The following is a 25,216-nucleotide window of genomic DNA, read 5'->3' as shown; positions in this document are numbered from 1 at the left end:
CGGGATGGGGCTCGTACGTCTCCTCGTCGACGAGCAACCATGTGGCCTCTCCGGTGGTGGGTGAGACAGCCTTCTCCGTGCGCAACACCATTGATTCCTCTCCCTGTCTGAGCATGTCGCTCATGTGCCTCTTGGCATGACTGATAACGGCGAGGCACAGCGAGAGGACACGGCTGTCACTCACGTCTCTGGCAGAGAAGGAGGGCATGCAGATAACCCGTGACGACATACTCAAGCGCGACCTGGCGGACGTGAAGTTCACCGGCGGCACCTGCAAGGTGTCCTACGGCGTGCTGGAGTCGGACCCGTACTCCGGGAAGGACGTGACCTACCGGCGCGGCAGCAGCAAGGTCGACATCGACCATGTCGTCGCCCTGTCCGACGCCTGGCAGAAGGGCGCCAAGTACTGGGACGCCAGCAAGCGGATAGCCCTCGCCAACGACCCGCTCAACCTCCTGGCCGTCGACGCGAGCACCAACCGTTCCAAGGGGGACGGCGACACGGCGACATGGCTGCCGCCCAGCAAGGCCTACCGGTGCACGTATGTCGCGGCGCAGGTCGCCGTGAAGCAGAAGTACGAGCTGTGGGTCTCGGCCGCGGAGAAGTCCGCGATGGAGACGGTCCTCAAGACCTGCCCCGACCAGAAACTCCCCACCGGAGGCAACCCGACCAAGGCACCGGAGCGCTTCCACGCGGGCTGAGCGGTCTGGGTTGCTCCGAGAGCTTTCGGCGCTCTGGTTGCTTCGGGTGGGCGGCTGGTTCGGTCCCGCCGGCCCGCTCTACTGCCCGTACGGATACCCCTGCTGATACGGATTCGCCTGCCCCGCCCCGTACGGCTGTCCAGCCCCGTACGCAGGAGTCGCGGCCGGGGTCTTCTTGTCGAACGCCGCGGACAGCAGCAGGACCGTCGCCGTCAGCAGGGTCACCAGGACCGCGACGCCGAGGAAGGCGTCACCGTCGTCCTTGTCCGAGACCACCGCCCACGTCAGGATCACGCACTCGTACAGCGAGAACGAGCCGAAGGCCGCCCAGTCGGAGGCGAGCCCGCGGCGGATCGCCACGTACAGGAAGGGCACCCAGACCAGGAAGCCGAGTGACCCCCACACCAGGACCGTCCAGGCGAGCCGCTGAAACCAGCCGCCCTCCAGGCGTCTCCCCGCACCGGTCTCCGCCGTCGTCGCCGGTGTCGTCGGCATTGTCATGTCGCCCCCCAACTCTCGCCCCCCAAGTCACCAGGGGCCAAGGGTAGGACACGGGCGGGCCGTGCCAGGGCGTCGCTTCTTTACTGTGACATGAGCGAATCTTGTGGCATTGGGGGACTTGTGTTTTCCGATCACAGGAGCACCGCGGGTTACGGTGCGATCCGCCTGCGGCGCCGGACGTCGAGTCGACGCCGTATCGTCGCACCGAAGCAGGGGACTTCAGCGAGGCAGCCGTACGCAGCGCCGACGCGCCGTACGCGCTGTATGCGCCGTACGCACAGACGAACGACTACGCACAGACGAACGACAACGATGGGGTGGGGGATGGCCGAGCACCGGCAGTCCAGGAAGCGCAGATACATCACGTGGGGCGTGGCCGGCGCGGCCGTCCTCGCGGGGGCCGGGATAGCGGCGCAGACCTCGATGGCGGCGACCACCTGGCCTGCCCAGAAGACGTACACCGGCCGTGCTTTCGACGCCTGCACCGCGCCCTCGCTGGCCGCGATGAAGGCCTGGAAGACCGACGGCTACTACGGCGGTGCCGCCGTCTACGTCGGCGGCAAGAACCGCGGCTGCAACCAGCCCAACCTCACCGCGTCCTGGGTGAAGTCGGTCAACTCGCTTGGCTGGAAGCTCATCCCGCTCTACGTCGGCGCCCAGCCGCCCTGCCAGACCGGCTCCAGCCCCGAGAAGATCACCGCCGCCACGGCCACCTCCCTGGGCGCCACCGACGCGGCGGACGCCGTCGCCAAGTCGTCCGCGCTCGGCATGAAGGCCGGCAGCCCGGTCTACCTCGACATGGAGGCGTACGACATCACCGACAAGGCGTGCAACGACGCCGTGCTGGCGTACGTCCGCTCCTTCACCAAGACGCTGCGCGCCAAGACGTACCGGGGCGGCTACTACGGCTTCAGCAGCTCCAGCGCCAAGGCGATCGCCACCGCGACGAACAAGACGGACCTGCCGGGCAACCTCTGGTACGCGCTGTGGGACAAGAAGGACACCACGACCACGGACTGGCCGTGGGGCGCCACCCAGTACACCGACCACAGCCGCGGCCACCAGTACATGGTCAACAGCAAGGAGACCCGCGGCGGCTACACGATCACCGTGGACCGCGACACGTGGGACGCCCCGGTCGCCATCGTCGGCTGAACCGGAGAAACGCTGCCGGAACGCTTGCCGGAACACTTGCCGGGCGCGGCGGTGCCCGAAGTCCTGGTGAATCGTTGGTCGAATGGGTTGGCCCCAGCCGTCCCACTGCCTACCATCGATCACCGCAAGACTTTGTGCACCGTCGCACAATCTCCGACCGGGAGGTTCCCTTGCACCGCCGTCGTCGTCGCACCGCGCTCCTGCTGTCCGCCGCGATCGCGGCGGCCCCCCTCCTCACCGCCTGCGGGAACGACGCGCATCCCGGCGCGGCGGCCGTCGTCGGCGGCCAGCGGATCACCGTCGCGCAGCTGGAGAACCGGGTGAAAGAGGTGCGCACGGCGCAGCGCTCCGCGGTCAAGGGCGACGCGCAGTACGCGCAGGTCATCGCCCAGACCGGCAACCTCACCCGCGACACCCTGCACGGCATGGTCCTCGACCGGGTGCTGCACCGGGCCGCCGAGGACGCGGGCGTCACCGTCAGCCGCCGGGAGGTCCAGCAGATGCGGACCGGCCTGGAACAGCAGGCGGGCGGCGCGCAGGGCTTGGAGACGGCGTGGCTCCAGCAGTACGGCATCCCGCCGCAGCGCCTCGACGAGAACCTCCGCCTCCAACTGGAGGCCCAGAAACTCGCCACCGAACTCGGCACGAACACCAGCCAGCCCGCCTTCTGGAACGCCTTGTCCAAGGCGTCCAAGGCCCTCGGCGTCGACCTCAACCCGCGCTACGGCGCTTGGGACGAGCAGAAGGTCGCCCGCGTCGACGCGAAGACGCCCTGGGTCCGCGAGATCGCGACGGCGCCGACGCAGCAGACGACGTGACGGTACGGCCTGGACGAGCACAGCCCGGACGGGTACGGCCCCGACGTGTACGGCCCGGACGGGCGGTACTGACCAGCACGGTACGGCGGTGACGAGCGCGGTTCGGCGCTGACGAGTGGCCCGGTATGACTTAACTACCGGTCCTGTGGACAACTCGTGAGGCGGTCGGCGGGTGTGGGCTACGTTCGAGGTGTGAACGCATCCAGCGAAGCCAGTGCATCTGGCGCATCCGGCGTAGTCGGCGTAGCCAACGGCCCCGCCGACGCCGAAGGCACCTTCGTCCCCGGCCGCATCGTCCTGCTCACCACCAGTCACCGCGTCGCCCCCGGTCTGCTGTCCTGGCCCGCCTGGCAGGTCCTGCGCACGGCGGACCGGGTGCTGTGCGCGGACGGCGCGCATCCGCAGCTGCCCTATCTACGGGACGCGGGCACAGCGGTCGAGGAGACCTCCCCGACCGCCGAGGAACTGGTCGCCGCCTGCGCCGACGGCCGCACGGTCGTGGTCGTGGCCACCGGCGAGGGCGAGCCGGCCCTCACCGACGGCCTGGCCCGGCTGGCGGGCTCCGGCCGCGTGTCGATGCCCGAGCTGGAACTCCTCCCCGCCTCCTACGACCTCCCCGGTGCCCGGCTCCTCGACCTCGTCCAGGTCATGGACCGCATCCGCGCCGAGTGCCCGTGGTCCTCCCAGCAGACCCACAAGGGCCTGGCGAAATACGCGGTGGAGGAGTCGTACGAACTGGTCGAGGCGATAGAGGCCGGCGACCGCGACGAACTCCGCGAGGAACTGGGCGACGTCCTGCTCCAGGTCGTCTTCCACGCCCGGATCGCCGAGGAGGACGAGGAGTCACCGTTCTCCGTCGACGACGTCGCGGGCACGATCGTCGCCAAGCTCATCCACCGGCACCCCCATGTCTTCGGCGACGCCACGGCCACGACCCCGGAAGAGGTGAGGAAGCAGTGGCTGCGCATGAAGGCGGTCGAGAAGCGACGGGAGTCGGTCACGGACGGCGTCCCCCTCCACCAGCCCGGCCTGGCCCTCGCCGCGAAACTGGCCGCACGCGCCCGGACGGCGGGCCTGGACGTACCACTGCCGACGGCCGAGGGCAGCGGAGCTGAGGGCGGCATAGGTGTCGAGGGCATCGGCTACGAGCTGCTGGCCCTCGCCGCCCGGGCCGAAGCGGAGGGCGTGGACCCGGAGGCGGCTCTGCGGGCGGCGGCCCGTGCCTACCGGGACGCGATCCGGGCGACCGAAGGGGTGGTGGGTTAGTACGGTGGCCTCCTGAGCTGGCTGCGGGGCGCGGGGGGCTGGTATGGGCAGGCAAGACGGGTCGGACGAGCTGGAAGCGCTGGCCTCCAGGGCTGCGGAGGCGCTTGAGGCGGAGACGGAGGCTGCGGCAGCGGCAGTGCCCGAGGCCGTCCCCCGGCTTCCTCCCGGCGACACCATCGGCTTCTACGGCGGGGAGTATCACGGCCTCGCCGTGGGCGTCCTCAACCACACCACCTACGCCTCGCCGCCCGGCGTCTTCATGGTGCCCGACCCCGGTAGTTGGCCAGAGGTGGAGGGCGCCGATCCGGTGACGCTCGGCGTGCGGCCCACCGGGCGGCACTTCGGGGACCCCGGGCTGCCGCCGTACGTCCCCCGTGACATCGACGAGCGGCTGCGCGGCCGGATCGCGCAGGGTGGGCTGCTGGTGATCACGGGCGGACCGCTCACCGGCAAGTCGAGGACGGCATGGGCCGCCGTCGTCCGGGACGCGGCCCCGCGCACCCGGGTGTACGCGCCCGACCCCGGCACGGACCTGCGCGGACTGCCCGCCCTGCTGCGCGGCCGGGGTGGCACGTACGTGCTGTGGCTGGACGAGTTGGAGAACCACCTCGGCGAGCACGGTCTGACCCGGGGCCTGCTGACCGAGCTGAAGGCGCTGGGCGTCCCGGTGGTGGCCACGATGAGCGACGAGGCGTACGAGGAGCACCGGTTCGCGCGGGGAGCGGCGTCCCAGGTGCTCAGGCTGGCCGGGTCGGAGCGGGTGAGTTCCCGGTGGAGCCGCCAGGAACTGGGCCGGCTCTCCACCGAGTTCGACGCCCGGCTCGACGAGGCCGAGCAGCGGCGCGGCGCGACGGGAGTCACCCAGTACCTGGCCATCGGCTCGGAACTCTGGGAACTGTGGCACCGCTCCGGGCTCTCCAACAGCCGCCACCTGTACGGGCATCTGCTGATCCGGGCGGCGACGGACCTGGCCCGCTGCGGAGTCACCGGGGACATCCCCCGACAGCTCCTCCACGAGGCCTGCCAGTGTTACGCGGCACGGCAGCCGGCGGCGCGGGCGGAACGGCAGGCGTTCCAGGAGGCGCTGGACTGGGCCGCCCGACCGCAGCACGGGGTGACCGGGCTACTGGTGCCCGGGGCACCGCACCGAGTGGGGGACAGCGACGAGACCTGGCGAGCGTACGGCTCACTCGTCGCCGACGCCGAGCGAGCCTCGTCGGGGAAGGGAGTCCCGGCAGCCGTCTGGCGCTGCGCACTGGCCGGCACGGGGTACGACTCCGAGGTGCACGGCACCGTACGGGCGACCGCGCACGCCGTCTTCGCGGTCCGCGCGGAGGCCGGCGACGCGGAGGCGATGCACATGCTCGGCCTGCTCGCCGAGGACGCCGAGGACGAGGCCACGGCCCTGGACTGGTTCCGCAAGGCCGTGGACGCGGGCAAGGAGGAACTGTCCGGGCGGCTCGGTGAGCTGCTGCTGAGGAGGGGAGAAGCGGAACAGGCGCTGCCGTATCTGCGGGCGGCGGCGGAGGGCAAACCGGGAGGCCAGGAGATGAGGCTGATCGCCGAGGCCCACTTGGCGCTGGCCGAACAGGCGCTGCGCAAGGCCGAGCTCGGGGGCGACATGGCCGCGGCACACCGGCTGGGCGATCTGCTGCTCGGGCGGGGTGACCTGAGCCGGGCGTCGCACTACTACGCGGAGGCAGAGGTGCAGGGGTACGCGCCGGTCGCCCGCAGCGCGGCTGTCTTCTTCCTGTTGTGCCACGAGACCGAAGTCGCCGAGGTGCTGCTCGCCCGTGCGACCGCCGCGGGCGACAAGGAGGCGGCCCGTCTGCTGAACGACGCTCAGAAGCCACGGCAGACCCTGGACGATGCCGAGAACTACTTCTCCGACGGCCACCCGCTGGACGCCGCCCACCACGGCGCCGTACTGGAGAAGATGGGGCTGGTGGAGCAGGCCCGCAAGGACTACGAGCAGGGGTACGCGAACGGCGACGCGTACGCCCCCTACCGCCTGGCCCTCCTCCTCGAAAAGCAGAACAACCCCGCCGAAGCCGCCCTCTGGCTGCGCAAAGCCGCCGACATGGGGCACCCCGCCGCCAAGAAGGCCCTCGCGGCGAAGGGGCTCGGCGAGAACCCCGCTACCGTCGACGAGTGACCAACCAGCCCCACTCCCCGACCCATCCCCCGACTGACGCGCCGGCCGATACCCCGCCCGCCCCCGACCTCTTCACCTGGGAGTTCGCCACCGACCCCTACCCCGCCTACGCCTGGCTGCGCGAGCACGCGCCCGTGCACCGCACCCGGCTGCCCAGCGGGGTCGAGGCCTGGTTGGTCACGCGTTACGCCGACGCGAAACAGGCCCTGGCCGACCAGCGGCTCTCCAAGAACCCCGCCCACCACGACGAGCCCGCGCACGCCAAGGGCAAGACCGGCATCCCCGGTGAGCGCAAGGCCGAGCTGATGACGCATCTGCTGAACATCGACCCGCCGGACCACACCCGGTTGCGACGGCTCGTCAGCAAGGCGTTCACACCGCGCCGCGTCGCCGAGTTCGAGTCCCGCGTCCAGGAACTGACGGACCGGCTCATCGACCGGTTCGCCGCCGAGGGCGAGGCCGACCTCATCCACGACTTCGCGTTCCCGCTCCCCATCTACGCGATCTGCGACCTCCTGGGCGTCCCGCGCGAGGACCAGGACGACTTCCGTGACTGGGCCGGGATGATGATCCGGCACGGCGGGGGACCGCGTGGCGGGGTCGCGCGGTCGGTGAAGAAGATGCGCGGCTATCTGCTGGAGCTCATCCACCGCAAGCGTGCGGAGCTCCCCGCCGACCCGGCCCCCGGCGAGGACCTCATCTCCGGCCTCATCCGCGCCTCCGACCACGGCGAGCACCTCACCGAGAACGAGGCCGCCGCCATGGCCTTCATCCTCCTGTTCGCCGGCTTCGAGACGACGGTCAACCTCATCGGCAACGGCACCTACGCCCTCCTCACCCACCCCGAGCAGCGCGAACGCCTTCAGCGGTCACTCACCGAGGACGGCGGCGACCGCACCCTCCTCGAAACCGGCGTCGAGGAGCTCCTGCGCTACGACGGTCCCGTGGAGCTCGCCACCTGGCGGTTCGCGACCGAGCCGCTCACCATCGGCGGGCAGGACATCGCGCCCGGCGACCCCGTCCTCGTCGTCCTGGCGGCCGCCGACCGCGACCCGGCCCGCTTCACGGACCCCGACGCGCTCGACCTCTCCCGCCGCGACAACCAGCACCTCGGCTACGGCCACGGCATCCACTACTGCCTGGGCGCCCCGCTGGCCCGCCTGGAGGGCCAGACCGCGCTGGCCACCCTCCTCACCCGGCTGCCCGACCTCCGACTGGCGGCGGACCCGGCCGACTTGAGGTGGCGCGGCGGGCTCATCATGCGCGGCCTGCGGACGTTGCCGGTCGAGTTCACTCCGGAGCAATCTGGTCCATAACGGGTGTGTATCTGATCGCACATCTGATCGCTTGTCAGCCGGGGTGTGACCATTCGGGGGATGGAAGGTGACCGGCCCTCAACTTTGTGATCTTCACGTGATCTGCGCGGCATTAACTTGTGACAAGTGATCGTGTGCCGATACGTTCACTCGTCAGCGCGACGCCTCGGTTCCACTGGTCGCGCCGGTCACCGCTGTCCAGAGAAAGGCCCTCGCATGCTCTCCGGGAACGGTCGTCACCGTCGCCCCCGTCAGGCCCCGGCCCTCCTCGTCGCGGCAGGAGTGACCGGCTCCGCCATCGCCATCCCGCTGCTCGCCGCCTCCGGCGCGAGCGCCGCCGACGGCACGGTGTGGGACAAGGTGGCGCAGTGCGAGACCGGCAGCTCGTGGAGCGCCAACAAGGGCGACGGCGAGTACGGCGGCCTGAGCCTCACCCAGAAGCAGTGGGAGACGTACGGCGGGCTCGACTACGCGGCGAGCCCCGACCTGGCCAGCCGCAACCAGCAGATCGCCGTGGCGCAGAAGCTGCTCGCCGCCGAGAACATCGGCGCCTGGGGCACCTGTGGGCTGACCTCCGGGCTCACCCAGCAGAACGGCGCGCTGAACGTGGACACCGGCGTGGCGGACAACTCGTCCGACTCGTCCATATCCTCCGGATTGTCCGACCTGTCCAAGGAGTCATCCGGCTCGTCAGGCTCCTCCGGATCATCCGACTCGTCCGACTCCTCGGGCTCCTCGAACTCTTCGGGTGGCGACGACGGTTCGACCGAATCCTCCGGATCATCCGACTCGTCCGGTGATTCATCGAGTTCGCCATCTAGGTCCCCTTCGTCCCCCTCATCTCCTTCGCCTTCCTCGCCCTCTTCCTCCGCCGGTGAGGGCGGCTCCGTCGGCAAGGGTGACGCGCAGGGTTCCGACAGCTCGCCCACAGTCACCCCAAATCGGGATGACTCGGACAAGGCGCTCCAGGATGTGGGCTCTTGGAGCCTTGTCGACACCAGCACCCTCGGCTCCGGCCGTCATCGTGGCGTCACCGCCGACGAGACCGCTGCCGAGGCCGCCGCCAAGGTCACGACCAAGCGCGCCACCGCCCCCACCGCCCCCGCCGCCCCCGCCGCCCCCACCGCCCCCACCGCCCCCGCCGCCCCCGCCGGCGGCGCGGACGGCACCGATGTCGCGGCCGCCTCCACCGGTCGGCATGCCGCGGCCACCTACGTCGTCCAGGCCGGCGACTCCCTCGTCTCCATCGCCGACTCCCTTGGCCTCGACGGCGGGTGGCGCGCCCTCTACGCCGAGAACCAGGACCTCATCGGCGCCGACCCGAGCGACATCGTCCCCGGTCAGACCCTCGACACAGGGGTTTAATAGGGCGCAAAGCCCAAGAAAAACAGCGGGAGTTCGCGTCACGCTTCGCGCCGAATGTCCGGTTTGGTGAAAGTGTGGGATGAGTCTCAGAAGCCCTGATCGTCTTTGGAATTCGGCCGATCGCGTGTCTACGGTCGAGGCCGCTCGGCAACCCGAGCCCCGGCCGTCGCAACGCCGAATCCTGCCAGCGGCGCCCCGGGAACAGTCGTCGCGTCAAGCGCCGTAGGCAGGAGCGGGGGACCCAAGGTAAGTGCCGCACCGGGCAGTTGACCGGAGTGGCTTGGGGTGAAGCCGTGCCTCGTGAAAGCGAGAGCGCGGCCGGGCAACTCAACCGGCCCGAACCCGACAGCTCACCTCGTAGGCGTCGGTGAGGGGATCCACCATGCTGTTTTCCGGTAAGGGCAAGCACCGCCGTCCGTCCAAAGCCACCCGCGTCGCCGCCATGGCCGGCGTGACCGGCGTCGCCATCGCCGCCCCGCTGATGGTGGCGGGCAACGCCTCCGCCGCCACCGCCTCCGAGTGGGACACCGTCGCCCAGTGCGAGTCCGGCGGCAACTGGTCCATCAACACCGGCAACGGCTACTACGGCGGCCTGCAGTTCTCCGCCTCCACCTGGGCCGCGTACGGCGGCACCGCCTACGCCTCCACCGCCGACCAGGCCGGCAAGTCCCAGCAGATAGCCATCGGCGAGAAGGTCCTCGCGGGCCAGGGCAAGGGCGCCTGGCCGGTCTGCGGCACCGGCCTGTCCGGCGCCGCCTACAGCGGCGGCAGCTCCTCCGACTCGTCCTCGTCGAGCAGCTCGAACGGCTCCAGCGGTTCCAGCAGCTCCGGCTCTTCGGAGAGCTCGGACAGCAGCGCCGGCACCCGTTCGACCGAGCAGCAGAGCGCCACCCGCTCGACCGACCGTCCGGCCGCCGCCAAGACGGTCACCACCCCGACCGGCCAGAAGGTCGAGAAGGGCGACGGCGAGTACAAGGTCGTCAAGGGCGACACCCTCAGCTCCATCGCCGAGAAGCACAAGGTCGAGGGCGGCTGGCAGAAGCTGTTCGAGCTGAACAAGGACATCGTCGACGACGCCGACCTCATCTTCCCGGGCCAGCAGCTCCACCTGAAGTGACAACCGGCTCCCAGAGAAGCCACAGCGCCCTCACAACCCAGGTCGGCACACTGAAGACCTCGTGAGGGTCACCCCCCGTCCCCACGGGGCCCCCGCTCCGGTGCGTGTTCCCCCGTACGCACCGGAGCGGGGTTTCTCTTTGCCCGCCCGGCATGCCGCCTGTTCCGAGATGCCGACTGTTCTGCATATCCCGATATGCCGATATCCCGATGTCGCCTGTTCGACATGTCCCGTCCGTCTTTCTCGGCCATCCCCTTTGTTCCGGACTGGAACAATAGGTAGGGTCAGTCCGTCCATAGGGCGGTCGGTCGGCTGCCGACGTCCCTCGGGCGGTTAGGCTCTAGTCGCAAGGCTCTGCAAGGGCTCATCACGGCCTGCGCGCCCCGCACTTCCAGCGTCACATCCGAAGAAGGAGATGCTCGTGCCGTCCATCGACGTCGTCGTAGCCCGGGAAATCCTCGACTCGCGAGGCAACCCCACCGTCGAGGTCGAGGTCGGCCTCGACGACGGCAGCACGGGTCGTGCCGCCGTTCCGTCCGGTGCCTCCACCGGCGCCTTCGAGGCCATCGAGCTGCGCGACGGTGACCCGAACCGCTACCTCGGCAAGGGTGTCGAGAAGGCCGTCCTCGCCGTCATCGAGCAGATCGGCCCGGAGCTCGTCGGCTACGACGCCACCGAGCAGCGCCTGATCGACCAGGCCATGTTCGACCTGGACGCCACCGACAACAAGGGCTCGCTCGGCGCCAACGCCATCCTCGGCGTCTCCCTCGCCGTCGCGCACGCCGCCTCCGAGGCCAGCGACCTGCCCCTCTTCCGCTACCTGGGCGGCCCGAACGCGCACCTGCTGCCCGTTCCGATGATGAACATCCTGAACGGCGGCTCGCACGCCGACTCCAACGTGGACATCCAGGAGTTCATGATCGCGCCGATCGGTGCGGAGTCCTTCTCCGAGGCGCTGCGCTGGGGCGCCGAGATCTACCACACCCTCAAGAAGGTGCTGAAGACCAAGGGCCTGTCCACCGGCCTCGGCGACGAGGGCGGCTTCGCCCCGAACCTGGAGTCCAACCGCGCCGCGCTCGACCTCATCATCGAGGCGATCAAGCAGGCCGGTTACGTCCCCGGTGAGCAGATCGGTCTCGCGCTCGACGTCGCCGCGTCCGAGTTCTACAAGGACGGCAAGTACGAGTTCGAGGGCAAGTCCCGCACGGCCGCCGAGATGACCGAGTACTACGAGGAGCTCGTCTCCGCGTACCCGCTCATCTCCATCGAGGACCCGCTGTACGAGGACGACTGGGACGGCTGGAAGACCATCACCGACAAGCTCGGCGACAAGGTCCAGATCGTCGGCGACGACCTCTTCGTCACCAACCCCGAGCGCCTCGCCCGCGGCATCGAGGAGGGCTCGGCCAACGCCCTGCTCGTCAAGGTCAACCAGATCGGCTCGCTGACCGAGACCCTGGACGCCGTCGAGATGGCCCAGCGCAACGGCTTCAAGTGCATGATGTCCCACCGCTCCGGCGAGACCGAGGACGTCACCATCGCCGACCTCGCCGTCGCGGTGAACTGCGGCCAGATCAAGACCGGCGCCCCGGCCCGCTCGGACCGCGTCGCCAAGTACAACCAGCTGCTGCGCATCGAGGAGATCCTCGACGACGCCGCCGTGTACGCCGGCCGCAGCGCCTTCCCCCGCTTCAAGGGCTGAGGGCCCGTACAGCAGCACCGCCGTATAGCCGCGTAGGCAGCGTCGTACGTACGTCCCCGTACTCGGTCCCGTACCGTGTGCGGGGACGTACGCACGTGGGAGACGGGAGGCGGAGGACATGGCCGTGAAGGACCGGGACCGGTTCTCCACCGCGACGAGGATCAAGCTGCTCGGGGAGCAGACCGCGGCCCGGGTCTACCGCTCCCAGACCAAACGCCAGGCCCGCCGCTCCCGCCTCACCGGCCGCGCCGCGCTGCTCGCCCTCGTCCTGTGCACGCTGATCGTGGCGCTGGCCTACCCCATGCGCCAGTACGTCTCCCAGCGCGCCGAGATCGCCGACCTGGAGCGCGAGAAGCAGCAGGCCAGCGAGCGCGTCGAGCAACTGCGCGACCTCAAGGCACGCTGGCAGGACGACGCGTACGCCGAGCAGCAGATCCGGCAGCGGCTGCACTACGTGCTGCCGGGGGAGACCGGTTACGTCGTGATCGACCCGGACGCGGCCAGACAGTCCCGCGCCGACCTCGGGGCGGCCGACCGCCCCTGGTACTCGAACGTCTGGGACGGCGTCGACAAGTCGGACGCCTCCGACCAGTGAAGACACCCGAGAACCAGCAGTGAACACACCAGTGAAACCGTGCACTTAGAGAGACAGGTATGGAAACGCCCCCGCCGACCACCCCGCGCACCGAGCCCACCGACGCGGACGTCGAGGCCTTCAAGCAGCAGCTCGGGCGCCCGCCGCGCGGCCTGCGCGCGATCGCGCACCGCTGCCCGTGCGGTCAGCCGGACGTCGTCGAGACGGCCCCTCGCCTGCCCGACGGCACGCCCTTCCCGACGCTGTACTACCTGACGTGCCCCAAGGCCAACTCGGCGATCGGCACGCTCGAGGCGAACGGCGTGATGAAGGAGATGACGGAACGGCTCCGGTCCGACCCGGAGCTGGCCGCCGCCTACCGTGCCGCGCACGAGGACTACCTCCGGCGCCGGGACGAGATCGAGGAGCTGAAGAACTTCCCCAGCGCGGGCGGCATGCCGGACCGGGTGAAGTGCCTGCACGTGCTGGTGGGCCACTCCCTGGCGGCCGGCCCGGGCGTGAACCCGCTCGGCGACGAGGCCCTGGCGATGCTCCCGGAGTGGTGGCGCAAGGGCGCGTGCGTGACGCCTGCCCAGCCGCCGGCCGGCGAGGGGTGGCAGGTGGAGACGTCCGAGGACGGCGCGGGCCACTTCGCCTTCAAACCGATCGAGGAAGACCCCCGGTGACCCGGGTCGCCGCCGTCGACTGCGGTACGAACTCGATCCGCCTGCTCGTCGCCGACGCCGACCCGGACACGGGCGAGCTGGTCGAACTGGACCGCCGGATGACGATCGTCCGCCTCGGCCAGGGCGTCGACCGCACCGGCCGGCTCGCCCCCGAGGCGCTGGAGCGGACCTTCGCGGCCTGCCGGGAGTACGCGGCCGCCGTCAAGGAGCACGGCGCGGAGCGGCTGCGCTTCGTCGCAACCTCCGCCTCCCGGGACGCCGAGAACCGCGACGAGTTCGTGCGCGGGGTGCTGGACGTCCTGGGCGTCGAGCCCGAGGTCATCACCGGCGACCAGGAGGCCGAGTTCTCCTTCACCGGCGCGACGAAGGAGCTCAAGGGCCGCGCGGACCTGGCGAAGCCCTACCTGGTGGTGGACATCGGCGGCGGCTCGACGGAGTTCGTGGTCGGCGACGAGCACGTCCAGGCCGCCCGCTCCGTCGACGTCGGCTGCGTGCGGATGACCGAACGCCACCTGGTCGTGGACGGCAAGGTCACCGACCCGCCCACCGCCGAGCAGATCGCGGCCATGCGCGCCGGCATCGAGACGGCCCTCGACCTCGCCGAGCGGACGGTCCCGCTGAGCGAGGCGCGCACCCTGGTCGGCCTGGCCGGTTCCGTGACGACGATCTCGGCGATCGCGCAGGAACTCCCCGCGTACGACTCGGCGGCCATCCACCACTCCCGCGTCCCGTACGACAAGGTCCGCGAGATCACCGAGTGGCTGCTGCGCTCCACCCACGCCGAGCGCGCGGCGGTCCCGTCGATGCACCCGGGCCGGGTGGACGTGATCGCGGCGGGCGCGCTCGTACTGCTGACGATCATGGAGCGGACCGGCGCGGACGAGGTCGTCGTGAGCGAGCACGACATCCTCGACGGCATCGTCTGGTCACTCTGCTGAGCAGGGACGAAGCCCGTTTGAGCGCGCCTGAGGGGCTCGAACGGGCCCCTCGCGCGCCCCTCCGACGCGCTCTCGCGACACTCCGTCGGGAAAGTTCGTGAAGTTCTTCACAAGGAATTCGGCCCTGTCGGAGGACATGGGCGCCCCGGTTGACCCTTCCGGGGGCTCAACACCCGTGTGAACGTGTTCAAAAGAGGCGGGTGCGGACGTTTCGCGGAGGCGTCGCGAAGGCGTGTTCCGGACCCCTCACGGAGCCCCTCCGAACCCGGAGAGGCAGCTCACGCGGCATTGACAACGGCATCATGTGGACACGGGTTCCCGTTCCGCGCCATGACCTGGATCACGCGAGCCGCGGAGGATAGCACACACCCTTCACAAGCTTGTGAAGGGGCGCACGAGCGACCCCCCTGGAGCGGGTGGATACTCGATGGCATGAGCACCACGGAGCGTCCCAGGATCCTCGTAGTAGGCGGTGGGTACGTAGGCCTGTACGCAGCTCGGCGCATTCTCAAGAAGATGCGCTACGGCGAGGCGACCGTCACGGTCGTCGACCCCCGGTCGTACATGACCTACCAGCCCTTCCTCCCCGAAACCGCCGCCGGCAACATCTCCCCGCGTCACGTCGTCGTCCCGCTGCGACGCGTGCTGCCCAAGGCGGAGGTTCTCACCGGCCGGGTCACCACCATCGACCAGGACCGCAAGGTCGCCACGATCGCCCCGCTGGTCGGCGAGGCGTACGAGCTGCCCTTCGACTACCTGGTGATCGCGCTCGGCGCGGTCTCCCGCACCTTCCCGATCCCCGGCCTCGCCGAGCAGGGCATCGGCATGAAGGGCGTCGAGGAGGCCATCGGCCTGCGCAACCACGTCCTCGAGCAGCTCGACAAGGCCGACTCCACGACCGACGAGGAGATCCGCCGCAAGGCGCTCACCTTCGTCTTCATCGGCGGCGGTTTCGCCGGCGCGGAGACCATCGGTGAGGTCGAGGACCTGGCTCGCGACGCGGCCAAGTACTACAAGACCGTGTCCCGCGAGGACATGCGCTTCGTCCTCGTCGACGCCGCGGACAAGATCCTGCCCGAGGTCGGCCCCAAGCTCGGCCAGTACGGCAAGGAGCACCTGGAGAGCCGGGGCGTGGAGATCTACCTCTCCACCTCCATGGACTCCTGCGTCGACGGCCACGTCGTCCTGAAGAACGGCCTCGAGGTCGACTCGAACACGATCGTCTGGACGGCCGGCGTCAAGCCGAACCCCGTCCTGGCCCGCTACGGCCTCCCGCTCGGCCCGCGTGGTCACGTCGACACCGCCTCGACCCTCCAGGTCCAGGGCACCGACTACATCTGGGCCGCCGGCGACAACGCCCAGGTCCCGGACGTCGCCGCCCGCAAGGCCGGCGTCGAGAACGCCTGGTGCCCGCCGAACGCGCAGCACGCGCTCCGCCAGTCCAAGGTCCTCGGCGACAACGTGATCTCCGGTATGCGGGGCTTCCCGCAGAAGGAGTACTCGCACGCCAACAAGGGTGCGGTGGCGGGCCTCGGCCTGCACAAGGGCGTCGCGATGATCGTCATGGGCAAGGTGAAGATCAAGGTCAAGGGCCGCCTCGCGTGGTACATGCACCGCGGCTACCACGGCATGGCGATGCCGACGTGGAACCGCAAGATCCGCGTCTTCGCCGACTGGACCCTCGGCATGTTCCTCAAGCGCGAGGTCGTCGCCCTCGGCGCCCTGGAATCCCCGCGCGAGGAGTTCTACGAGGCCGCGAAGCCGGCCCCGGTCGCCGCGAAGCCGGCCGCCGCCGAGAAGACCGAGGGCGAGAAGGCCAAGGCCTCCTGACCCCCGGTCACCCGGCCTCCGGTCCCCCGACCGCCGGCCACTGAAACACCCCCCGAAGGGGCCGTCCGCCATCCGTGGTGCGGGCGGCCCCTTCGGTGTGTTCCGTGTGTTCCCGTGCCTTCCCGTGTGCTCCCGTGTGTTCCGTCGTGGAGTTTGCCCAGCCGTGATGCGCGTGGGGGACTGCGCTGTGGCTTCGCTGGTGTTTACGTGGTGTCAGGACATTCCGGGATCACCGTCACGGAGGTGTGCACCATGGCCGACGCCGCGCCGCGGCTCCATGCGCTTGTCGAACAGTTGCTGGGAGAACCGCTCCCGGTGCGCGTCCGCGCCTGGGACGGTTCGCAGGCGGGTCCGCCCGACGCGCCCGTTCTGGTCGTACGCAACCGCAGGGCCCTGCGTCGTCTCCTGTTCAAACCCGGCGAACTGGGCCTCGCCCGCGCCTGGGTGGCCGGCGACCTGGAGATCGACGGGGACCTGTACGTCGCGCTCGACCTCGTCTCCGGCCTCTTCTGGGAGCGCGGCGAGGACGCCCGTACCCTCGCCCAGGCCCTGCGCGACCCCGAGGTCCGTACGGCCGTCCGCGAGCTGGTGCGGCTCGCCGGGCCGCCGCTGCCGCCCGCCCCGCCCCGCGAGGAGATCCGCCGCACCCGCCACCTCCACACCCGCCGCACCGACAGACGCGCCGTCAGCCACCACTACGACGTCGGCAACGACTTCTACGAACTCGTCCTCGGCCCGTCCATGGTCTACTCCTGCGCCTACTGGGAGTCCGGGTCCGAGGCCGGCACCCTGGAGAGCGCCCAGCGCGACAAGCTCGAACTCGTCTGCCGCAAGCTGGACCTGGGTCCGGGGAAGAGGCTGCTGGACGTCGGCTGCGGCTGGGGGTCCCTCGCCGTCCACGCGGCGCGCGAGCACGGGGCGAACGTCGTCGGGATCACGCTCTCCCAGGAGCAGGCGGCGTACGCCCGCAAGCGCGTCGCCGACGCCGGGCTCACCGACAGGGTCGAGATCCGCGTCCAGGACTACCGGGACGTCACCGACGGCCCGTTCGACGCGGTCTCCTCCATCGGCATGGCGGAACACGTCGGCTCCGCGCGGTACCTGGAGTACGCGCACGTCCTGTGCGCGCTGCTCACGCCCGGCGGCCGGCTCCTCAACCACCAGATCGCCCGCCCCCCGCAGCACGACGAGTCGACGTACGGCGTGGACGCCTTCATCGACGCCTACGTCTTCCCGGACGGCGAACTCGCCCCCCTGGGCAGCACGGTCGCCCAGCTCGAACGCGCCGGCCTGGAGGTCCGGGACGTCGAGTCGATCCGCGAGCACTACGCCCTCACCCTGCGCCGCTGGGTGGACCGTCTGGAGGCCGCCTGGGAGCGGGCCGTCCACCTCACCAGCCCCGGCCGCGCCCGCGTCTGGCGGCTCTACATGGCCGCCTCCGCCGTCGCCTTCGAACGCAACCGCATCGGCGTCAACCAGGTCCTGGCCGTCCGCACCCCCGCCTCCGGCGACTCCGGAATGCCCCTGCGCACCCGCACCTGGAACTGAGAAATGAGAAAGGGGGAGAGGCAGCCTCCCCGGAAGCTGGAAGCTGCCCCTCCCCCCAACCGACCTTCCCCTACTCCGACTTGATCGCCGCCAGCATGTTCAGGCGGGACGCGCGGCGGGCCGGCCACAGGGCCGCCAGGAGGCCGACCCCGGCGGCCAGCAGCAGGAAGACGCCCATCCGGCCCCAGGGCAGGACGAGTTCGTACGTCGCCAGCGTCGTGCCGATCAGCTCACCGGCCGCCCAGCCGAAGAACACGCCCAGGCCGAGGCCGAGCACCGCGCCGAAGAGGGAGATGACGAGGGACTCCAGGCGGACCATCCGCTTGACCGAGCGGCGGTCCAGGCCGATGGCGCGCAGCATGCCGATCTCCTGGGAGCGCTCGAACACCGACATCGCGAGGGTGTTGACGACGCCGAGGACGGCGACGATCACGGCCATCGCGAGCAGCCCGTAGAGCATGTTCAGCATCAGCGTGAACGTCTTCGCGATGTCGTCCGAGACGTCCTGCTTGCTCTGGACCTTGATGGCCGGGTTGGTGCCGAGGGCCTTCTCCAGCCTGTCCTTCGTGCCGTCGGAGGCGCCGCCGGACGTCTTGACCATGACCTGCATGTCGGCCGGGTCCGTCAGATGCGGGGTGAGGTCCGCGTTGTCGACGAGGATGCCCTGGATCAGCTCGTTGCCCTCGTACACACCGGAGACCGTCAACCGCTGCTTCTTGCCGTCCTCGTAGTTCATCGTGAACGACGAACCGGCCTTCCAGCCGTACGACTTGGCGGTGGCCTCGTCGACGACGATCTGCCCGACGCCCACCTTGAAGGCGCCGTCGTCGACCTTGAGGTCGGTCAGCTCGCCGATGGTGGAGCCGGTGACGCCGGTGAGGTACTCGGTCGTGCCGTCGATCCGGCCGGGCGCGTTGCGCAGCGGGCTGGTGGCGGTCACCCCGGCGGTGGCCTTCAGCTTCTCGTCGATGTCGGCGGAGAGTTCGCTGCCGTTCGCCATCGACACGACGTAGTCGGCCCGGATCGCGGAGGACGCCATCTTGTCGATGGCCTGCTGGACACTGCCCGCCATCACCGTCATACCGGTGATCAGGGTCAGGCCGATCATCAGCGCGGAGGCCGTGGCCGCCGTCCGGCGCGGGTTGCGCACCGAGTTCTGCCGGGCCAGCTTGCCGGCCACCCCGAAGATCCGCAGGACGGGCGCGGCGGCCGCGATCAGCGGGCGGGACAGCAGCGGCGTCAGGATGAACACGCCGATGATGAGCAGGGCCGCGCCGATCCCCATGGGGGCCTGGCCGTCGCTGCCTTTCATCGTCGTCGCGGCCAGCACCAGGGCGACGCCCGCCGCCGAGAACAGGGCGCCGAGGGTGTTGCGCAGGACGAGCGACTTGGTGGAGGCGACGGCGTGCACGCTGCTCATGGCCGCCACCGGCGGGATCCTCGCGGCCCGCCGACCCGGCAGCCACGCGGCCAGCATGGTGATGACGACGCCCACGCCGAGGGCGGCGGCGACCGTGCCGGGCGAGACGACGAGCGGCCCGTCGGGGACGGTCGCCCCCAGCGTCCCGAGCAGCGAGCGCAGCCCGGCCCCGATGCCGATACCGGCGACCAGACCGGTCACCCCGGCGACCGTGCCGACGACGAACGCCTCCAGCAGCACCGACCGCGTGACCTGCCGGCGCGAGGCGCCGACGGCCCGCAGCAGCGCGAGCTCCTTGGTGCGCTGGGCGACCAGCATGGTGAAGGTGTTGGCGATGATGAAGGTGCCGACGAACAGCGCGATACCGGCGAAGACCAGCAGCGCCTGCTTCATCCCGCTCATCGACACGGCGATCATCTTCGCCTGGTCGTCGGCGAGTTGCATGCCGGTGACGGTCTCGAACCGGCCCTTCGGCAGGGCGGCGTCCAGCGCGGACTTCAGCGCGCCCTGCGAGGTACCGGCGGCGGCCTGCACGTCGATCTCGTCGTAGGCGCCGGGCTTGCCGAACAGTTGCTGTGCGCTCGCCGTGTCGAAGAGGGCGAGGCTGCCGCCGGCGGCGACGTTGCCGTCGTCGGTGGTGAAGATGCCGGTGATCTTCGGGGTCAGGACGGGGCCGTCGACGGATATCCGTACGGTGTCGCCGACCTCGTAACCGGCCCGCTCGGCGGTCTTCGAGTCGATGACGACCTCGCCCTTGCCGCTCGGCGCGCGCCCCTCGGCCAGCGGGTACCGGGCGTCCCTGGCCCCCCAGTAGTTGCCGCCCTGCGACTGGAAACCGCCGCCGACGAGCTTGCCGTCCTTGTCGGCGATGGCGGTGAAGCCGCTGACGACGCCGACGGCGGACGCGGCGCCCGGAACCTTCGCGCTCCGCTCCAGCAGCGCCTGCGTCAGCTCGGGCGTCTTGGAGATACGGTCCCCGACGTCCGGCTGCGCCAGCGCGGTGACGGCGACGTCGACCCGGTCGAAGCCCTTGGCGGAGCTCTTCTGGAGGGCGTCGGAGATGGTGTTGGTGAAGACCAGGGTCCCCGACACGAAGGCCACGCCGAGCATCACGGCGAGCACGGTCATCAGGAGCCGGGCCTTGTGCGCGAGCACGTTGCGCAAGGCGGTACGGAACATGTTCTTTTCTCAGTCCTGTCGGTCCTGGGCGGGGATCAGCTGGTGCGGCCCTTGGAGTCGAACTCGGGGGTCTGGGGGTTTCCCCCAGGAAGGCGCCGCATGCGGTCCAGCACCGATTCGGCGGTCGGGCCGTGCACCTCGTCGACGATCCGCCCGTCCGCGAGGAAGACCACCCGGTCCGCGTAGGCCGCCGCCACCGGGTCGTGGGTCACCATCACCACCGTCTGCCCCAACTCCCGTACGGAGTTGCGCAGGAAGCCCAGCACCTCGGCGCCCGAGCGCGAGTCGAGGTTTCCGGTCGGCTCGTCGCCGAAGATGATGTCCGGCCGGGAGGCCAGGGCGCGGGCGACGGCCACCCGCTGCTGCTGACCGCCGGAGAGCTGCGAGGGACGGTGGCTGAGCCGGTCGGCGAGCCCCACCATCCGGATGACCGTCTCCAGCCACTCCTTGTCCGGTTTACGGCCCGCGATGTCCATCGGGAGCGTGATGTTCTCGATCGCCGTCAGCGTCGGCAGCAGGTTGAACGCCTGGAAGATGAACCCGATCTTGTCCCGGCGCAACTTCGTGAGCTGCTTGTCCTTCAGCGACCCGAGCTCGGTGTCGCCGATGCGCACGGAGCCGGACGAGAAGGTGTCGAGGCCGGCCACGCAGTGCATCAGCGTGGACTTGCCGGAGCCGGAGGGCCCCATGATCGCGGTGAACTCGGCCTGCCGGAAGTCGACCGAGACCCGGTCCAGGGCGACCACCTGGGTCTCGCCCTGCCCGTAGATCTTCGACAGTTCCGTGGCACGTGCGGCCGCTGCGGTGCTGCGCTCGGCGAGAGGGCTGGTGGTCACGGAAGTGGACTCCTGTCGGGACGACGGCATGGCTGGGCGGTGTGACGGCTGGGCGGTCTGACGGTGTGGCGGTGTGGCTGGGACGTGTGTCTTGGGGACATGAACCATCGTCCCGGCCGCCCGCCGTCGTGTAGTCAGCCGCTGTTCCGGTTCCGAAGGCAGACTCGAGTCGCACCACGGGCCGCCGTGTCATACCTGGGGATGACCCACGCCTCCTACACGCCCTCGGGACCGTCCTGCCGTTGGACGTTCGTCAAGAACCGGTGGAGCGCCCTCGTTCGGGCGGTGAAATTCCGTCATTCCGCATACGCAAGCGGTTGCCGCGCGCCAGGCTGTTGGCAAGTGCGGATGGCCTGTTCCGGGTGCTGATGCTCCCTCAGGTGTCAATAAAATAAGACAACATCGGTCCACCGCACCGCTGTTCGAGGGGTGCCTCCCGATAGGCTCGGAACCTCGATGCGGAGCCCATGGCCTGCCCGGATGGTGGAATGCAGACACGGCGAGCTTAAACCTCGCTGCCCCTTGCGGGCGTACCGGTTCAAGTCCGGTTCCGGGCACTTCTCCCTGTAATTTCCAGTGTCGCGCCGACCAGCCAGGCGCTGGCGGCTCAGGCAAAGCTGGAGGAGGCGGGCCCGCGTGGGGTTGCCCATGCGGGAGGTCCCTTTGGGCTACGCGGCCTCGGCCAGGCGCCCGTCGGCAACTTGGGCCCACAGGTGCAGGAGCCGCTCGTACTCGACGGCGCGGGCGCGGGTCGGCGGCTGTTCCAAGAGGCACCGGATACGCGCGTTGACCGGCTCCGCTTCTGGGCGTGGGTGACCGTGAAGTCGGGGATGCCGGGACCTATGGCAACCGTACGGGGAGGCACTGGCATCGACAGGTGCGCGGTATCAGCGGAGAGTCAGCACCATGACGTCGTACAGCGGGGAATCCGGGAACGGCAGCTTCTCGCCGGCGTGCTCGTAGCCCCAGCCTTCGTAGAGAGCACGCAGGCGGGGGCGCTCTCGGCGCACCAGTAGTTCGGCGCGCTTCTCCTGTCGGTGGCTCATGAGTTCGTCGTGCATCAGCGGGGAGACACCGCGCTTGCGCCACTCCGGGCGGAGCATGTTTTCGCAGAGCTTGAAGGTGGTGTCGTCGTCGCGGGCCGTGAAGCCGTAGGTGAACCCGGCCGCCTCGCGGTCGACTGAGGCGATGACGCAACCCCAGCCTCCGGCAGCCACATGGCTGTCCAGCCGCTCTTCGAAGCGTTGCATGGAGAAGAAGGGGTTGGTGGCGATGTCGTCTGCGTACACGTCGGCGTAGACGTCCAGGATGGTGCCGCGGATCTCTGTCAGCCGCTCGCCGGTGTAGTAGCTGGTCGTCAGGAGATCCACGGTCATGTGGCCACCGCCTCATATTGTTCCGAGAAATCCGCAGCGCCCGGTGCGTTGCGGTCGAGCAAGTCGTCACGGAGGTGTTCTAGGCGTGCGACGATCCGGGGGCTGTGCACCTCCGGCAGGAGAATCAGAGCGCTGCCTCCGGCGGCAACAGCTTCTTCCATTTCCCCGGCCGCCGCCAGGGTGCGTGCGAGTCGCACGTGGCCAGCGAGCTGGTTGCGCCGGAACGGGGTCGACTCGACGACGGTCAGGGACTCACGAGCCGCGTCCACTGCCTTCGTGTAGTGGCGCAGGTCGAAGAGACACAGTGCCGCGGTCGAGGAGAGCTCGCCGGCGTTGAAGAAGCCGAGCCACCGCTGTGGCTCGTCGGGCTCCCTGTCGAACTCCTTCTCGGCGCGCAGGAGGGACCGGGCGCACTGGCCTGGCTCGTTCTGGATGGCGTGACCCTGTGCGACTCGTGTGTGCAGGAGTGCGGACAGCTGCCCGTCTCGGCGGCCTCTGGTCTGGGCGAGAGCGGCACGGGCGATCGATACGGCTTCGCCTCCATGGCCCAACTGCCAGGCCTGGTGAGACAGGGATGACCAGATCCGGGCCTGCAAACGGTTGTTGCGGGCGAGGAGGGCGTAGCGCAGTCCGGCATCCCAGTGGCGGCGTGCTTCCTCGTGGCGTTGGGCGTCGAACGCGAACCAGCCGGCGCTTGTGGCCATTTCACCCAGAGCTGTGTAGAGGCCGGTCTGCACGTTGCTGCCGAAGTGGCATCGGCGTGCGGCGTCCTCGACGTACTCGATGTAGCGGGCTGCGGCGTCGGCCACACCCACGCCGCCGTGCAGGTCGTCGAGCTGGTGGAGTTCAGCGGCCGCGGTCTTGATGCGTTCGACGTCGGACATGCCGAGTCGGCCTGACTTCGGAAGCGGCGGCAGTGAGAGCAGGCTTCCGGTGAGGCCGAGGACGAAAGTGCGGCGGATCACGGGCGGCTTCTGGGGTGGTGCGGGCGCGGGTGCTCGTAGGGTAGCGCTGCTGCGGGCGGTGCCGGGAGGCCGGAAACCGAGTTCTTCGGCGGGTCGGCCGAAGACCTTCTCCAGGGGGTGGCGGGTGTGTGCCCTCAGCGAGGTCGTATCGCCCTTGAGCCAGTAGCCGACGAGCCGGGCACTGCAACTTCCGGGTTCGCCCCATAGCTGTTCGGCGGCCTTGTTGACGGCCTCCGCGAGCCCTTCGCGCGTGAACCCGGCCTCGGCCATTAAGCGCCTGAGGGTGAGGTTCGGCTGGGGCTGATCGTCCATCCGCCCTCCCTGACGGGATATCCCACCGTACGGCGTTCTAACGATCCGTGAGGGAGAAGTTTCCCTCTGCTGTGAAGTTACCCGTGCCGAAGTTGCCTTTCGCCTGCGGTGGTTGGCGCGTGACGGTGAAGCACCCAACAAAAAGACCCCGGCGGTAAATACCCCGGGGCATGGCCGACTGTAAGGAGTCGACATGCCCTGTGCACCACAGGCGCTCGAACCGCAGGCCCAGGAAGCAGAAGTCCGCTCATCGACCGCGGCACCCGGGCAGGATCGGAAGGATGCCGCGCGAGCCGCGCAGGCCGCTCAGGGCTGGCTGCTTCTGGCGGCCAAGGATCAGACCCGGGCGACGAAGGAATGGGAAGAGTTGAAGGCCGCTCTGCTGGACTGTGGTCGCACCTTCGCTGTGGTCAAGATGCAGCCGGAGGTGGTCTGGGCTGCCGCTGGCACTAAGCGGATGGAAGAGGCCGACGCGTACCTGGCTCAGGTACTCCACGGCGGCCCGGTGTTCGTGACTCTCCGCCCGCACCGCTACTACGCGCTCGTGCCGGCGCAGACCGCCGAGCGGTACGAGTGGAAGCACCAGGAACGCAAGGACGCGAAGTTCCTGGGCCTGGGCTCGTTCGTCGCTGTGCCCGCCCCCGACCTGACCGAGCCGGACGGCGCCCGCGCCTACTGGTCGGTGCCAGTGGGGGGTGCGGGTGCCCTGTGCTCAGCGGACGCCGTGTCTCAGCTCTTGGCGCACGGCCGCTACAACCTGGCGAGGGAGTCAGGCCGGTGAGTGAATCAGTGGCCGAGCGGATCGACGCTGACACGATCTGGAGCGCGTGCCGGGCCGCCGATGAGATCTTCGGTCGTTGCCCGGAGAAGCGCTCCGCTGTCCTCGACCTGGGCAAGGAGCTGCGCGGCTACATCGACGTGTTGCTGCCCAAGGTGATGGTGCTCGCGCCGAGGATGCGGGGCGAGATGCGGCGGGTCGCGATCCATGCCCTGGTGCGTGGCCGTCAGGTCGTCGCGGAACTCGACCAGGCGGAGCCGGTACCGGTGGAGGCTGCACCGCTGGACGGGAAGCCCGACATGCGCGACCGCGATGCGGCATTCGAGATGGCGATCGTGTGCCGCTCGTACCTGTCGTTGGTCACGAGGCCGGGACCGCTGGGTGAACCGATCGGCATGGAGGAGATCGAAGTCGCGGTCAAGCGGCGCCTGTGCGGCGCGTGCTGGCGGCCGATCGCCGACGGTGAACTGGTCGAAGTGAAGGTGTACACAAGCGACTCGGGCCCAGACTTCCACGGCTTCATCCACGCCGAGCCCTGCATTCCCTACCGGCCCGTGCTCGTCCGGGTGCCGGTGCAGCCTGCGCCCGCATAGCGCGGGCGCTGTAGACCTCCCGCAGGTGCGCCGCTTCTCTGCGGGAGTTGAAGGCTCCGGTCGCCTGCCTCCCCCGTCGGGCGGC

At 69.8% G+C, this 25,216-nt stretch carries 20 protein-coding genes, 1 tRNA gene, 1 pseudogene and 1 riboswitch; of the genes and pseudogenes, 17 read left to right on the top strand and 5 right to left on the bottom strand.

What is annotated here, in order from left to right; all coding sequences use genetic code 11:
* Nucleotides 1-215: 215 nt before the first annotated feature.
* Nucleotides 216-701 (top strand): annotated as a pseudogene (locus OG352_RS17555) (HNH endonuclease family protein); the annotation flags it as partial.
* Nucleotides 702-779: 78 nt separating this feature from the next.
* Here OG352_RS17555 and OG352_RS17550 read toward each other — a convergent pair.
* The gene (locus OG352_RS17550) at nucleotides 780-1,202 is read right to left on the bottom strand and encodes a hypothetical protein (protein WP_329218021.1); all 423 of its coding nucleotides are present in this window, start codon (nucleotides 1,200-1,202) and stop codon (nucleotides 780-782) included.
* Nucleotides 1,203-1,526: 324 nt separating this feature from the next.
* On the opposite strand from OG352_RS17550, the gene OG352_RS17545 reads away from it, so the two are divergent.
* The 13 genes from OG352_RS17545 to OG352_RS17485 all read left to right on the top strand — a co-directional run bounded on the left by OG352_RS17545 (nucleotide 1,527) and on the right by OG352_RS17485 (nucleotide 17,672).
* Entirely contained in the window at nucleotides 1,527-2,357 is an 831-nt protein-coding gene (locus OG352_RS17545; RefSeq protein WP_329218020.1) for a glycoside hydrolase domain-containing protein, read from the top strand.
* A 170-nt stretch (nucleotides 2,358-2,527) separates the two neighbouring features.
* A complete protein-coding gene (locus OG352_RS17540; RefSeq protein WP_329218018.1) occupies nucleotides 2,528-3,175 on the top strand; it encodes a SurA N-terminal domain-containing protein in 648 nt (215 codons plus the stop codon).
* Nucleotides 3,176-3,349: 174 nt separating this feature from the next.
* Nucleotides 3,350-4,441, top strand: a complete 1,092-nt coding sequence (locus tag OG352_RS17535) for a nucleoside triphosphate pyrophosphohydrolase (protein ID WP_443072294.1) — start codon at nucleotides 3,350-3,352, stop codon at nucleotides 4,439-4,441.
* Between the two features lie 43 nt (nucleotides 4,442-4,484).
* Entirely contained in the window at nucleotides 4,485-6,596 is a 2,112-nt protein-coding gene (locus OG352_RS17530; RefSeq protein ID WP_329218015.1) for a tetratricopeptide repeat protein, read from the top strand.
* On the top strand, nucleotides 6,593-7,912 hold the full coding sequence (locus OG352_RS17525) for a cytochrome P450 family protein (RefSeq protein WP_329218013.1): 1,320 nt from the start codon (nucleotides 6,593-6,595) through the stop codon (nucleotides 7,910-7,912). Before OG352_RS17530 ends, OG352_RS17525 begins: the two co-directional genes overlap by 4 nt.
* A gap of 216 nt (nucleotides 7,913-8,128) precedes the next feature.
* Nucleotides 8,129-9,277, top strand: a complete 1,149-nt coding sequence (locus tag OG352_RS17520) for a transglycosylase family protein (protein WP_329218012.1) — start codon at nucleotides 8,129-8,131, stop codon at nucleotides 9,275-9,277.
* A 208-nt stretch (nucleotides 9,278-9,485) separates the two neighbouring features.
* Nucleotides 9,486-9,656, top strand: a riboswitch (cyclic di-AMP (ydaO/yuaA leader).
* A gap of 3 nt (nucleotides 9,657-9,659) precedes the next feature.
* Nucleotides 9,660-10,394 (top strand): transglycosylase family protein, encoded by a 735-nt coding sequence (locus OG352_RS17515; protein WP_329218010.1) that lies wholly within the window; start codon nucleotides 9,660-9,662, stop codon nucleotides 10,392-10,394.
* 421 nt (nucleotides 10,395-10,815) lie between these two features.
* Nucleotides 10,816-12,096: a phosphopyruvate hydratase gene (eno, locus tag OG352_RS17510; protein WP_006382731.1), complete on the top strand. Its 1,281-nt coding sequence runs from the start codon at nucleotides 10,816-10,818 to the stop codon at nucleotides 12,094-12,096.
* 118 nt (nucleotides 12,097-12,214) lie between these two features.
* Nucleotides 12,215-12,691 (top strand): FtsB family cell division protein, encoded by a 477-nt coding sequence (locus OG352_RS17505; RefSeq protein WP_329218009.1) that lies wholly within the window; start codon nucleotides 12,215-12,217, stop codon nucleotides 12,689-12,691.
* Between the two features lie 59 nt (nucleotides 12,692-12,750).
* Complete coding sequence (locus tag OG352_RS17500; protein WP_329218007.1) at nucleotides 12,751-13,356, top strand: DUF501 domain-containing protein; 606 nt, start codon at nucleotides 12,751-12,753, stop codon at nucleotides 13,354-13,356.
* Nucleotides 13,353-14,294: a Ppx/GppA phosphatase family protein gene (locus OG352_RS17495; protein ID WP_329218006.1), complete on the top strand. Its 942-nt coding sequence runs from the start codon at nucleotides 13,353-13,355 to the stop codon at nucleotides 14,292-14,294. The genes OG352_RS17500 and OG352_RS17495 overlap by 4 nt, the downstream gene beginning before the upstream one ends.
* Before the next feature lie 432 nt (nucleotides 14,295-14,726).
* Nucleotides 14,727-16,124, top strand: coding sequence for an NAD(P)/FAD-dependent oxidoreductase (locus tag OG352_RS17490; RefSeq protein WP_329218004.1), 1,398 nt, complete (start codon nucleotides 14,727-14,729; stop codon nucleotides 16,122-16,124).
* A 252-nt stretch (nucleotides 16,125-16,376) separates the two neighbouring features.
* Entirely contained in the window at nucleotides 16,377-17,672 is a 1,296-nt protein-coding gene (locus tag OG352_RS17485) for a cyclopropane-fatty-acyl-phospholipid synthase family protein (RefSeq protein WP_329218002.1), read from the top strand.
* 70 nt (nucleotides 17,673-17,742) lie between these two features.
* Here OG352_RS17485 and OG352_RS17480 read toward each other — a convergent pair whose 3' ends face one another.
* Nucleotides 17,743-20,271 (bottom strand): ABC transporter permease, encoded by a 2,529-nt coding sequence (locus OG352_RS17480; RefSeq protein WP_329218000.1) that lies wholly within the window; start codon nucleotides 20,269-20,271, stop codon nucleotides 17,743-17,745.
* A 35-nt stretch (nucleotides 20,272-20,306) separates the two neighbouring features.
* The gene (locus tag OG352_RS17475) at nucleotides 20,307-21,107 is read right to left on the bottom strand and encodes an ABC transporter ATP-binding protein (RefSeq protein ID WP_329217999.1); all 801 of its coding nucleotides are present in this window, start codon (nucleotides 21,105-21,107) and stop codon (nucleotides 20,307-20,309) included.
* A 474-nt stretch (nucleotides 21,108-21,581) separates the two neighbouring features.
* Between OG352_RS17475 and OG352_RS17470 the strand changes: the two genes are divergently transcribed.
* Nucleotides 21,582-21,664, top strand: a tRNA-Leu gene (locus OG352_RS17470).
* A gap of 330 nt (nucleotides 21,665-21,994) precedes the next feature.
* On the opposite strand, the gene OG352_RS17465 is transcribed toward OG352_RS17470, so the two are convergent.
* On the bottom strand, nucleotides 21,995-22,483 hold the full coding sequence (locus OG352_RS17465; RefSeq protein ID WP_329217998.1) for a GNAT family N-acetyltransferase: 489 nt from the start codon (nucleotides 22,481-22,483) through the stop codon (nucleotides 21,995-21,997).
* Nucleotides 22,480-23,760: a hypothetical protein gene (locus OG352_RS17460; RefSeq protein ID WP_329217996.1), complete on the bottom strand. Its 1,281-nt coding sequence runs from the start codon at nucleotides 23,758-23,760 to the stop codon at nucleotides 22,480-22,482. The genes OG352_RS17465 and OG352_RS17460 overlap by 4 nt, the downstream gene beginning before the upstream one ends.
* A gap of 193 nt (nucleotides 23,761-23,953) precedes the next feature.
* Here OG352_RS17460 and OG352_RS17455 point away from each other — a divergent pair, with 193 nt between their 5' ends.
* Both OG352_RS17455 and OG352_RS17450 read left to right on the top strand, forming a co-directional pair.
* Nucleotides 23,954-24,541 (top strand): hypothetical protein, encoded by a 588-nt coding sequence (locus tag OG352_RS17455; RefSeq protein ID WP_329217994.1) that lies wholly within the window; start codon nucleotides 23,954-23,956, stop codon nucleotides 24,539-24,541.
* Nucleotides 24,538-25,131, top strand: a complete 594-nt coding sequence (locus OG352_RS17450) for a hypothetical protein (RefSeq protein WP_329217992.1) — start codon at nucleotides 24,538-24,540, stop codon at nucleotides 25,129-25,131. Before OG352_RS17455 ends, OG352_RS17450 begins: the two co-directional genes overlap by 4 nt.
* Nucleotides 25,132-25,216 lie beyond the last annotated feature (85 nt).

This window comes from Streptomyces sp. NBC_01485 (genome assembly GCF_036227125.1).
Taxonomy (GTDB): domain Bacteria; phylum Actinomycetota; class Actinomycetes; order Streptomycetales; family Streptomycetaceae; genus Streptomyces.
The sequence above is the reverse complement of the archived record's forward strand: the minus strand, read 5'-3'. Positions and strand labels throughout refer to the sequence as shown.

Bases quoted from the DNA above. Each gene is read 5' to 3' on its own strand.
- OG352_RS17485 (WP_329218002.1), top strand. From the start codon at position 16,377: ATGGCCGACGCCGCGCCGCGGCTCCATGCGCTTGTCGAACAGTTGCTG.
- OG352_RS17490 (WP_329218004.1), top strand. From the start codon at position 14,727: ATGAGCACCACGGAGCGTCCCAGGATCCTCGTAGTAGGCGGTGGGTAC.
- OG352_RS17455 (WP_329217994.1), top strand. From the start codon at position 23,954: ATGCCCTGTGCACCACAGGCGCTCGAACCGCAGGCCCAGGAAGCAGAA.
- OG352_RS17460 (WP_329217996.1), bottom strand. From the start codon at position 23,760: ATGGACGATCAGCCCCAGCCGAACCTCACCCTCAGGCGCTTAATGGCC.
- OG352_RS17500 (WP_329218007.1), top strand. From the start codon at position 12,751: ATGGAAACGCCCCCGCCGACCACCCCGCGCACCGAGCCCACCGACGCG.
- OG352_RS17530 (WP_329218015.1), top strand. From the start codon at position 4,485: ATGGGCAGGCAAGACGGGTCGGACGAGCTGGAAGCGCTGGCCTCCAGG.
- OG352_RS17545 (WP_329218020.1), top strand. From the start codon at position 1,527: ATGGCCGAGCACCGGCAGTCCAGGAAGCGCAGATACATCACGTGGGGC.
- OG352_RS17550 (WP_329218021.1), bottom strand. From the start codon at position 1,202: ATGACAATGCCGACGACACCGGCGACGACGGCGGAGACCGGTGCGGGG.
- OG352_RS17505 (WP_329218009.1), top strand. From the start codon at position 12,215: ATGGCCGTGAAGGACCGGGACCGGTTCTCCACCGCGACGAGGATCAAG.
- OG352_RS17465 (WP_329217998.1), bottom strand. From the start codon at position 22,483: ATGACCGTGGATCTCCTGACGACCAGCTACTACACCGGCGAGCGGCTG.
- OG352_RS17515 (WP_329218010.1), top strand. From the start codon at position 9,660: ATGCTGTTTTCCGGTAAGGGCAAGCACCGCCGTCCGTCCAAAGCCACC.
- OG352_RS17480 (WP_329218000.1), bottom strand. From the start codon at position 20,271: ATGTTCCGTACCGCCTTGCGCAACGTGCTCGCGCACAAGGCCCGGCTC.
- OG352_RS17520 (WP_329218012.1), top strand. From the start codon at position 8,129: ATGCTCTCCGGGAACGGTCGTCACCGTCGCCCCCGTCAGGCCCCGGCC.